Source organism: Streptosporangium sp. DT93, assembly GCF_049844535.1.
In the GTDB taxonomy this organism is placed as follows: domain Bacteria; phylum Actinomycetota; class Actinomycetes; order Streptosporangiales; family Streptosporangiaceae; genus Streptosporangium.
Genome location: NZ_JBNCLF010000020.1, coordinates 126,226 through 135,834 on the forward strand (window position 1 = coordinate 126,226; position 9,609 = coordinate 135,834).

The following is a 9,609-nucleotide window of genomic DNA, read 5'->3' on the forward strand; positions in this document are numbered from 1 at the left end:
CGCACTCACTATGCAATAGCCGCAAACTCCTCCGGTTGTCGATAAATGATTGCAGCCGTTCGGAAAACGGCGTCCGATGGGCGCCCGAGGCTTGAGGTGGCGTATTAATGAGTGAGTCGAGACAGCAGGCCGAGAAGGGCGGGCCGGACGCTATCGCCGTCATCGGCATGGCGTGCAGGCTCCCTCAGGCCGACGATCCGGCGGGATTCTGGAGACTGCTGCGCGAAGGCGTGGACGCGGTCACCGACGCGCCCGCCGGCCGGTGGACGGACGTCACCGAGTACCGCCGCGGCGGGTTCCTGGCCGACGTCGACGGCTTCGACGCGGCCTTCTTCGGCATCTCGCCGAACGAGGCGGCGGCGATGGACCCGCACCAGCGGCTGGCGCTCGAACTCGGCTGGGAGGCGCTGGAGAACGCCCGCGTCCTGCCCTCCGCCCTGCACGGCAGCGCCGCGGGCGTCTTCCTCGGCGCCATCTCCCAGGACTACGCCGCGCTGAGCGACAGGGCCGCGCGCCCCGGCCGGCACGCCTACACCGGCGTCAACCGGGCGCTGATCGCCAACCGGATCTCGTACGCGCTCGGCCTGCGCGGTCCCAGCCTCACCCTGGACACCGGCCAGTCGTCGTCGCTCGTCGCGGTGCAGATGGCCGCCGCGAGCCTGCGGCACGGGGAGAGCGACCTGGCGCTGGCCGGTGGCGTGAACCTGAACCTGCTCGCCGAGACCACCACCGCCATCGGGGCCTTCGGCGCGCTGTCGCCCGACGGGCGCTGCCACGTCTTCGACGAGCGGGCCAACGGGTACGTGCGCGGCGAGGGCGGCGCGGTCGTGGTCCTCAAGCGGCTGGCCGACGCGCTGGCCGACGGCGACCCGGTGCACGCGGTGATCCTCGGCGGGGCCGTCAACAACGACGGCGGCGGCGAGGGGCTGACCGTGCCGAGCGCGCGGGCGCAGGAGGAGGTCATCAGGCTCGCCTGCGCCGAGGCCGGCGTCGCGCCGGGCGACGTGGGCTACGTCGAGCTGCACGGCACGGGCACCAGGGTCGGCGACCCGGTGGAGGCGGCCGCGCTCGGTGCCGCGTACGGGGCCGGGCGCGCGGAGCCGCTCCTGGTCGGGTCCGTCAAGACGAACATCGGCCACCTGGAGGGCGCGGCGGGCATCGCCGGGCTGCTCAAGGTGGTGCTCGCGGTCAAGCATCGCCGGCTGCCCGCCAGCCTGCACTTCCAGGCGCCTCCCGCGCGGATCCCCCTGGACGAGCTGCGCCTGCGGGTGGTGGGGGAGACCCGCGCCTGGCCGGAGGGCGGCCGCCTGGTGGCGGGTGTCAGTTCCTTCGGCATGGGCGGCACGAACTGCCACCTGATCGTCGCCGAGCCCCCTCCCACCGGCCCGGACGCCCCGGAGGTCCCGGACGCCCCGGCCGTCGTCGAGGCGCCCTGGGTGGTGTCGGGACGTACGGAGAAGGCGGTGCGCGAGCAGGCCGGCCGTCTGGCCACGCTCGCCACCGGCACCACGACCGACACCGGCACCACGACCGGCACCACGACCGGCACCGGCGCGGGCGCCGGTGGCGCGCGGCCGGTGGACGTGGCGCTGAGCCTCGCCGTGACCCGTACGGCCTTCGAGCGCCGTGCCGTGGTGCTCTCCCAGGATTCGGCCGCGCGCCAGGAGGCGCTGCGCACGCTGGCCGGGGGCCGCCCGCACGACGACGTCGTCACCGGCGGCGCCGCGGGCGGGGGATGCGTCTTCGTCTTCCCCGGGCAGGGCTCGCAGTGGGCGGGGATGGCGCGTGAGCTGATCGCCGCCTCGCCGGTGTTCGGCGCGCGGCTGGCGGAGTGCGCCGACGCGCTCGCGCCCTTCACCGACCACGCCCTGATGGACGTGCTCCAGGAGCGCCCCGGTGCCCCGGGCCTGGACCGGGTGGACGTGGTGCAGCCCGCCCTGTGGGCCGTGATGGTCTCGCTCGCCGAGACGTGGCGCGCCCACGGCGTGCTGCCCGACGTGGTCGTCGGCCACTCGCAGGGCGAGATCGCCGCCGCCGCCGTCGCGGGAGGGCTCACCCTGTCCGACGCCGCCAGGGTCGTCGCGCTGCGCAGCCGCGCCATCGCGGGCATCGCAGGAAAGGGAGGCAGGGGCGGCATGATGTCGATCGCCGCCCCCCTGGAGGTGGTCGAGCGGGCCCTGCCCGACGGCGTGTCCGTGGCGGCCTTCAACGGCCCCCGCTCGCTGGTGGTCTCCGGCCCCCGGGAGGCGCTGGCCGAGCTCGCCACCCGGCTGTCCGGCCACCGCACCAAGATCATTCCTGTGGACTACGCCTCCCACTCGCCCGAGGTGGAGGCGGTGCGCGAGGAGGTGCTGGAGGCGCTCGCGCCGATCCGGCCGGTGAGCGGCACGACGACGTTCGTCTCCACGCTCACGGGCGAGCCCATGGACACGGCCGGGCTCGACGCCGCCTACTGGTACCGCAGCCTGCGCCGCCCGGTCCGCTTCGGCCAGGCCGTACGGGCCACCCTGGAGCGCTGCGCGCTGTTCGTGGAGTGCAGCCCGCACCCGGTGCTGGTCACGGGTGTGGAGGAGACCGCGGAGGACGCGGGCCGGGACGTGGCCGTGGTCGGCACTCTGCGCCGCGGCGAGGGCGGCGCAGAGCGGCTGACCCGGTCACTGGCCCAGGCGTACGCCCAGGGCGCGCCGGTGGACTGGTCCCGGCTCTGCCCGGGCGGGCGGCCGGTGGACCTGCCCACCTACCCGTTCCAGCGCCGCCTCCACGCCGCGGCCGTCCCGCCGCCCCGTACCGCACGACCGGACGCGCCGGGCACGCCCGGCGCACCGGAGACGCCGGAGACGCGACCGGACACGGCGAACGGCACGAGCGCGGCGAACGGCACGAGCGCGGCGAACGGCACGAGCGCGGCGAACGGCGCGAGCGCGGCGGCGCCGGAGGCGGAGAACACGCGGGACGTCGTGGACACGCCCGGCACGGCGGTGGACGGAAGGTCAAGGGCCGAGCTGCGCGAGCTGGTGCTGGAGGCCACGGCGCGGCTCCTCGGCCACGGCGACGCGACCGGCGTCGAGCCGGAGCGCACGTTCAAGGACCTCGGCATGGAGTCGGCCACCGCCGTCGAGCTGCGGGACATGCTGCGCGAGGCCACCGGGCTGCGCCTGCCCGCCGGCCTGATGTACGAGCACCCCACGCCCGACCGGCTGGCCGGTCACCTGCACGCCCTGCTCACCGGCGACCGGACCGAGGCCGCCCGCACCGGCGACGACGGCCCGCGGGACCGGGCGGACGACGACCCGATCGCCGTGGTCGGCATGGGCTGCCGCTACCCCGGCGAGGTCGCCTCTCCCGAGGACCTCTGGCGGCTGGTCAGCACCGGCACCGACGCGATCACCGCTTTCCCCGCCGACCGCGGCTGGGACCTCGACACGCTCTTCGCCACCGGCCGCTCGGGCACCAGCGACACCCGGCACGGCGGGTTCCTGCACGACGCCGACCGGTTCGACGCGTCGTTCTTCGGGATCAGCCCCCGCGAGGCCACGGCCATGGACCCGCAGCAGCGGGTCCTGCTGGAGATCTGCTGGGAGGCCGTGGAGCGCGCCGGCATCGACCCGGACACCCTGCGGGGCTCGTCCACCGGCGTCTACGTGGGAGCCATGGCCCCCGACTACGGGCCCCGGCTGCACCAGCCGGACGGCGCCTCCGACGGCCACCTGCTGACCGGCACCGCGCTCAGCGTCGTCTCCGGCCGCGTCGCGTACACGCTCGGCCTGCGAGGTCCGGCGATCACCACGGACACGGCCTGCTCCTCCTCGCTCGTCTCGATCATCCTGGCGATGCGGGCGCTGCGGCACGGGGAGTGCTCCCTGGCCCTCGCGGGCGGGGTGACCGTGATGTCGACGCCCGGCATGTTCGTGGAGTTCAGCAGGCAGGGCGGGCTGGCCCCCGACGGGCGGTGCAAGGCGTTCTCCGCCCAGGCCGACGGCACGGGATGGGCCGAGGGCGCGGGCATGCTCGTGCTGGAACGGCTCTCCGACGCGCGCCGCAACGGCCACCCGGTCCTCGCCGTGCTGCGGGGCGGCGCGGTCAACCAGGACGGCGCGAGCAACGGCCTCACCGCGCCGAACGGCCAGGCGCAGCGCGAGGTCATCAGGCAGGCCCTGGCCGACGCCGGGCTCACCCCCGGCGAGGTCGACGCCGTGGAGGCGCACGGCACCGGCACCCGGCTGGGCGACCCCATCGAGGCCGACTCGATCATCGCCGTGTACGGCGAGGGCCGCCCCGCGGAGCGGCCGGTCTGGCTCGGCTCGCTCAAGTCCAACATCGGCCACACCCAGGCCGCGGCCGGGGTGGCCGGGGTCATCAAGATGGTGAAGGCGCTGGAGCACCGCACCCTGCCGTCCACCCTGCACGCCGACGACCCCACACCGCACGTGGACTGGGCCTCGGCCGGGGTCAGGCTGCTCACCGGGCGGGTCGAGCTGACCGGGGACCGGCCGGCGCGGGCCGGGGTGTCGGGCTTCGGCATCAGCGGCACCAACGCGCACCTCATCGTGGAGGCCGCCCCGTCACCGGCGGCACTCGCGGAGACGCGCACGGACGGGCCGCCCGTCCTCGACACCGCGGACGGGCCCGCGGTGTGGGTGGTGTCCGCCAGGAACGAGCCCGCGCTGCGCGCCCAGGCCGCCCGCCTGCACGCGTACGCCGGAGGGCTCGTCGAGGCGGGGCTCACCGACGGCGAGCTCGCCGACGCCGGGCGGACGCTGGCCAGGCGGGCCACGTTCCCGCACCGGGCCGTGGTGGTGGCCGCCGGCCGCGACGAGCTGCTCGCCGGGCTCGCGGCCCTGGCCGCCGGGACCCCGCACGCCACCGTCACCGCAGGCACCGCGCCCGCCGGGACCCGGCCGGTGTTCGTCTTCCCCGGCCAGGGCTCCCAGTGGGCCGGCATGGCCACGGACCTCCTCGACACCGCCCCGGCCTTCCGCGACCAGGTCGACCGGTGCGACCGCGCGCTGCGGCCGTACACCGGATGGTCGGTCGTGGACGTCCTGCGCGGCCGCGAGGGCGCGCCCCCGCTGGAGGGCTCGGACGTCATCCAGCCGGTGCTGTTCACCGTCATGATCGCGCTGGCCGGGCTGTGGCGCTCGCTGGGCGTCCACCCCGCCGCCGTCGTCGGCCACTCCCAGGGCGAGATCGCCGCCGCGTGCGCGGCCGGGGCGCTCTCCCTGGAGGACGCCGCGCGGGTGGTCGCGCTCCGCAGCCGGGCCCTGACGCGGCTCGGCGACAGGGGCGGCATGCTGGCCGTGTCGCTGCCCGCCGACAGGGCCGAGGAACTGCTGCGGCCCTGGCCGGGACGCCTGTGGCCGGCCGTGTACAGCGGCCCGTCCAGCACGGTGGTGGCCGGTGACGCCGACGCGCTGGAGGAGTGCGCCGCCGCCTGCGGCGACACCGTCCAGGCCCGCCGGGTCGCGATCGGCTACGCCGCCCACACCCCGCACATCGAGGAGCTGCGCGAGGAGATCCTGCGCACCCTGGACGGGGTACGGCCCCGCGACACCGAGGTGGCGTTCTGCTCCTCCTACGCGGGCGAGTTCATCGACCCCGGCCTGCTGACGGCCGACTACTGGTTCACCAGCCTGCGCAACCCGGTCCGCTTCCAGCAGGCGATCGAGACGGTCGCGGCCACGGGGACGCCGGTGTTCGTCGAGGTCAGCCCGCACCCGGTGCTCACCGGCCACGTCGCGGACACGCTGGCCGCGGCCGGCGCCGCCGGGGGCGCCACGGGCACGCTGCGGCGCGGCGACGGCGGCGCGTCCCGCCTGCTCAAGGCCCTCGGCCAGGCCTGGGTGCTCGGCGCCGCCGTGAACTGGCCGGCCGCGCTCGGTCCCGCCGGACGCCACCACGACGACCTGCCCGCCTACCCCTTCGAGCGGCGGCGGCACTGGCTCGCCCCCGGCCCCGCCGACGGGCAGGGCGGCTCCGGCCACCCGCTGCTCGGCACCGTGCTGCCGCTCGCGGCCGACGGCGGCCTCCTGCTGGCCGGGCGGCTGTCCGTCGGCACCGATCCGTGGCTGGCCGACCACGCGGTGGACGGCACCGTCCTGCTGCCGGGCACCGCCTTCGTCGAACTGGCGCTGCACGCCGCCGTCACGGCCGGCTGCGACGTCGTCGAGGAGCTGACCCTGGAGGCCCCGCTGCCGCTGCCCGCCACGGGTGGCGTCCAGGTCCAGGTCACCGTGGGCGGCCCGGACGAGCAGGGCCGCCGCGGCGTGGCCGTCCACGCCCGCCCGGCCGGCGACGCCGACGCCTCCTGGATGCGCCACGCCACCGGCCTGATCGGCCCGGCGCCGGAGGACCCGGCCGAGCGCCTGGCCTCCTGGCCGCCCGAGGGCGCCCCGATCGGCCTGGACGGGCTCTACGACCTGCTCGCCGAGCGCGGGTACGCCTACGGTCCCGCGTTCCAGGGGATGCGCGCGGCCTGGCGCGCGGGCGGCGAGGCCTTCGTCGAGGTGACGCCCCCCGACCAGGTACGCGCCGACGCCGGACGGTTCGTCCTGCACCCGGCCCTGCTGGACGCGGTGCTGCACCTGGTGGTGCTGGAGTCGGCCGACGACCCCGCCGCGCTGCTGCTGCCGTTCTCCTGGAGCGGGGTGCGGGTGGCCGCGCTCGGCGCGGAGACGCTGCGCGCCCGGATGACGGATCTCGGCGAGGACCGGATCGCGCTGACCCTGTTCGACGAGGCGGGCACCCGGATCGCCGCCGTCGAGACGCTGGCGTTGCGCCGCCTGCCCAGGAGTGCCGCCCGGCCCGCCTCCGCCGCCGTCTCCTACGCCCTCGAATGGGCCGAACCGCCCGTACCGCTGCCCGAGATCGCGACCGGCGACGGGACCGGTGCCGGACCGGACGCCGGGGACTGGGCGCTGGTCGGCTACGACGAGGCCGCCGACGAGCTGGGCGCCGAGCTGGAGCGGGCGGGGATCTCCGTGCCGCGCCACTACGACCTCGCCTCGCTGGCCGGCATGAGCGCCGGCCGGGTCCCCGGCCTGGTGCTCGCGCCCGTCCACGCCGACGACGACGACCTCCCGTACACCGCGCACGACGCGCTGCGCGAGGTGCTCGACCTGACGCAGGGCTGGCTGGCCGACGAGCGGTTCGCCGAGTCCCGGCTGGTGTTCGTCACCCGCTCCCGCGGGCCCGAGGTGGCGGCCGTGTGGGGGCTGGTGCGGTCGGCACAGTCGGAGCACCCCGGCCGGTTCGTCCTCGCCGAGATCGCCCCGGACTTCTCCGGCTGGGAGCGGCTGGCCACCGCGATCACCGCCGGTGAGACCCAGCTCGCCACCACCGGACAGGACCTGCTGGCGCCGCGCCTGGCGCGGCGTGAGGCGCCCGCCGAGAGCCCGGGAACCCCGGGGATCTCGGGGACGGTGCTGGTGACCGGTGGTACGGGCGGGCTGGGTGCGCTGGTGGCGCGGCGGCTGGTGACAGGGCACGGGGTGCGGGACCTGCTGCTGCTGTCGCGGCGTGGCCCGTCGGCTCCGGGGGCGGCCGAGCTGGTGGCCGACCTGGAGGGGCTCGGCGCGCGGGTGTCGGTGGTGGCGTGTGATGTGTCCGACCGCGACGCACTGGCCGCCGTGGTGAACGGGGTGTCGCTGGGCGGGGTGGTCCACACCGCCGGTGTCCTGGACGACGCCGTGGTCGAGGGACTCTCGGCCTCCCGTCTGGACGCGGTGCTGGCGCCGAAGGCGGACGCCGCCTGGTACCTGCACGAGCTGACGGCCGATCATCCGCTGTCGTTGTTCGTGCTGTTCTCCTCCGTGGCCGGGGTGGTGGGCAACCCGGGTCAGGGCAACTACGCGGCGGCGAACGCGTTCCTGGACGCGCTGGCCGCCCACCGCCGCGACCAGGGCCTGGCAGCGGTGTCGATCGCGTGGGGTCTGTGGGACAGCGCCTCGGAGATGACCGGCGGTCTGTCCGCGGCCGACGTGGCGCGCATGGCACGCGCCGGGGTCGCGCCGCTGAGCGTGGAGCAGGGCCTGGAGCTGTTCGACGCGGCCCTGGCGAGTCCCGACCCGCTGGTGGTCGCGGCCCGCTGGGACGCGGCCGGGTTGCGGGCCCGCGCCGAGGCGGGCGAGCTGCCACCGATGCTGCGCGGGCTGGTCCGCGCACCCCGCCGCGCGGCGGCCACCGGGAGCGCCACCGCGGGCCCCGGCGGTACCGGTGGTCCCGGCGGGCTGGTCGACCGGCTGACCGGGCTGGGCGAGACCGACGGCCGCGCCCACCTGACCGAGCTGGTCCGCGGCCACGTCGCCGCCGTCCTCGCCCACGGCAGCCCCGACCAGGTGGACGTGGACCGGGCCTTCAACGAGCTCGGTTTCGACTCCCTGACGGCCGTCGAGCTGCGCAACCGGCTCAACGCCGACGCCGGGCTGCGCCTGCCGGCCACGCTCGTCTTCGACCACCCGACCGTCACGGCGCTCGCCGGTTACCTGTTCACCGCGCTGGCGCCCGAGGCGCCCTCGGCCGAGGACTCCCTGCGCGCCGCCGTGGACCAGGCCGAGACGGCGCTGCGGGCGGCCAACGGCGAGTCGGAGATCGTCCGTGGTCAGCTCGTCGCCATCCTGCAGAGCGCGCTCACCAGGATCGGCGCCACCGCCGTCACCCCCTCGGCCGTTCCCAACGGCTCAGGCGGGGTCGAAGAGATCGGTTCCGCTTCGGACGAGGAGATCTTCGCCCTCATCGACAACCGGGCGATGACGTCCCCGCTGTCTATGGAAAGGCCCGAGCGTGGCGAATGACGAGAAGCTCCGCGCCTACCTCAAGCGCGTGACCGTCGAGCTGGCGGAGACCCGCAGGCGTCTCGCCGACGAGGAGGGCCGCCGGCACGAGCCGGTGGCGATCGTCGGCATGGCGTGCCGTTTCCCGGGCGGGGTGACCGGTCCGGAGGAACTGTGGGACCTGGTGGCCTCCGGCGGCGACGCGATCAGCGAGTTCCCCGCCGATCGGGGGTGGGACCTGGAGGGGTTGTACGACCCCGATCCCGAGGCGCCGGGCAAGGCCTACGTGCGTCACGGCGGTTTCCTGCACGACGCGGGGGAGTTCGACGCGGCGTTCTTCGGGATGAGCCCGCGCAGCGCGCTGGCGACCGATCCGCAGCACCGTCTGTTCCTGGAGTCGTGCTGGGAGGCGCTGGAGCGGGCCGGGATCGACCCGGCCACGCTGCGCGGCAGCCGCACCGGCGTCTACGCGGGAAGCATGTACGAGTTCTACTCCACCCGCTTCCTCGACCGGCTGCCCGAGGCGGTCGAGGGCACCCTGCTCACCTCCAGCACGCCGAGCGTGCTGTCCGGGCGCGTCTCCTACACCCTCGGCCTCGAAGGGCCGTCCATCACGGTCGACACCGCCTGCTCCTCCTCCCTGGTCGCGCTCCACCTCGCGACCCGGGCACTGCGCGAGGAGGAGTGCACGCTCGCGCTGGCCGGAGGCGTCACCGTGCTCGCCGTCCCCGACGTCTTCGTGGAGTTCTCGCGGCAGCGGGCGTTGTCGGAGGACGGGCGGTGCAAGTCGTTCTCGGCGTCGGCCGATGGTGCGGCGTGGGCGGAGGGGGTGGGGGTGCTG

Annotated in this window: 2 protein-coding genes; both read left to right on the forward strand. The window is 75.9% G+C overall.

Annotated features, from left to right (window positions below):
- Positions 1-107 precede the first annotated feature (107 nt).
- Positions 108-8,789, forward strand: a complete 8,682-nt coding sequence (locus ACLQ2R_RS32765) for a type I polyketide synthase (RefSeq protein ID WP_425965188.1) — start codon at positions 108-110, stop codon at positions 8,787-8,789.
- Positions 8,779-9,609: beta-ketoacyl synthase N-terminal-like domain-containing protein (locus ACLQ2R_RS32770; RefSeq protein ID WP_425965190.1), on the forward strand; the 831-nt coding region annotated here is incomplete at its 3' end. The genes ACLQ2R_RS32765 and ACLQ2R_RS32770, both read left to right, overlap by 11 nt.

Excerpts from the sequence above, each read along its gene's own strand:
- ACLQ2R_RS32765 (WP_425965188.1), top strand. The coding sequence starts at position 108 with ATGAGTGAGTCGAGACAGCAGGCCGAGAAGGGCGGGCCGGACGCTATC.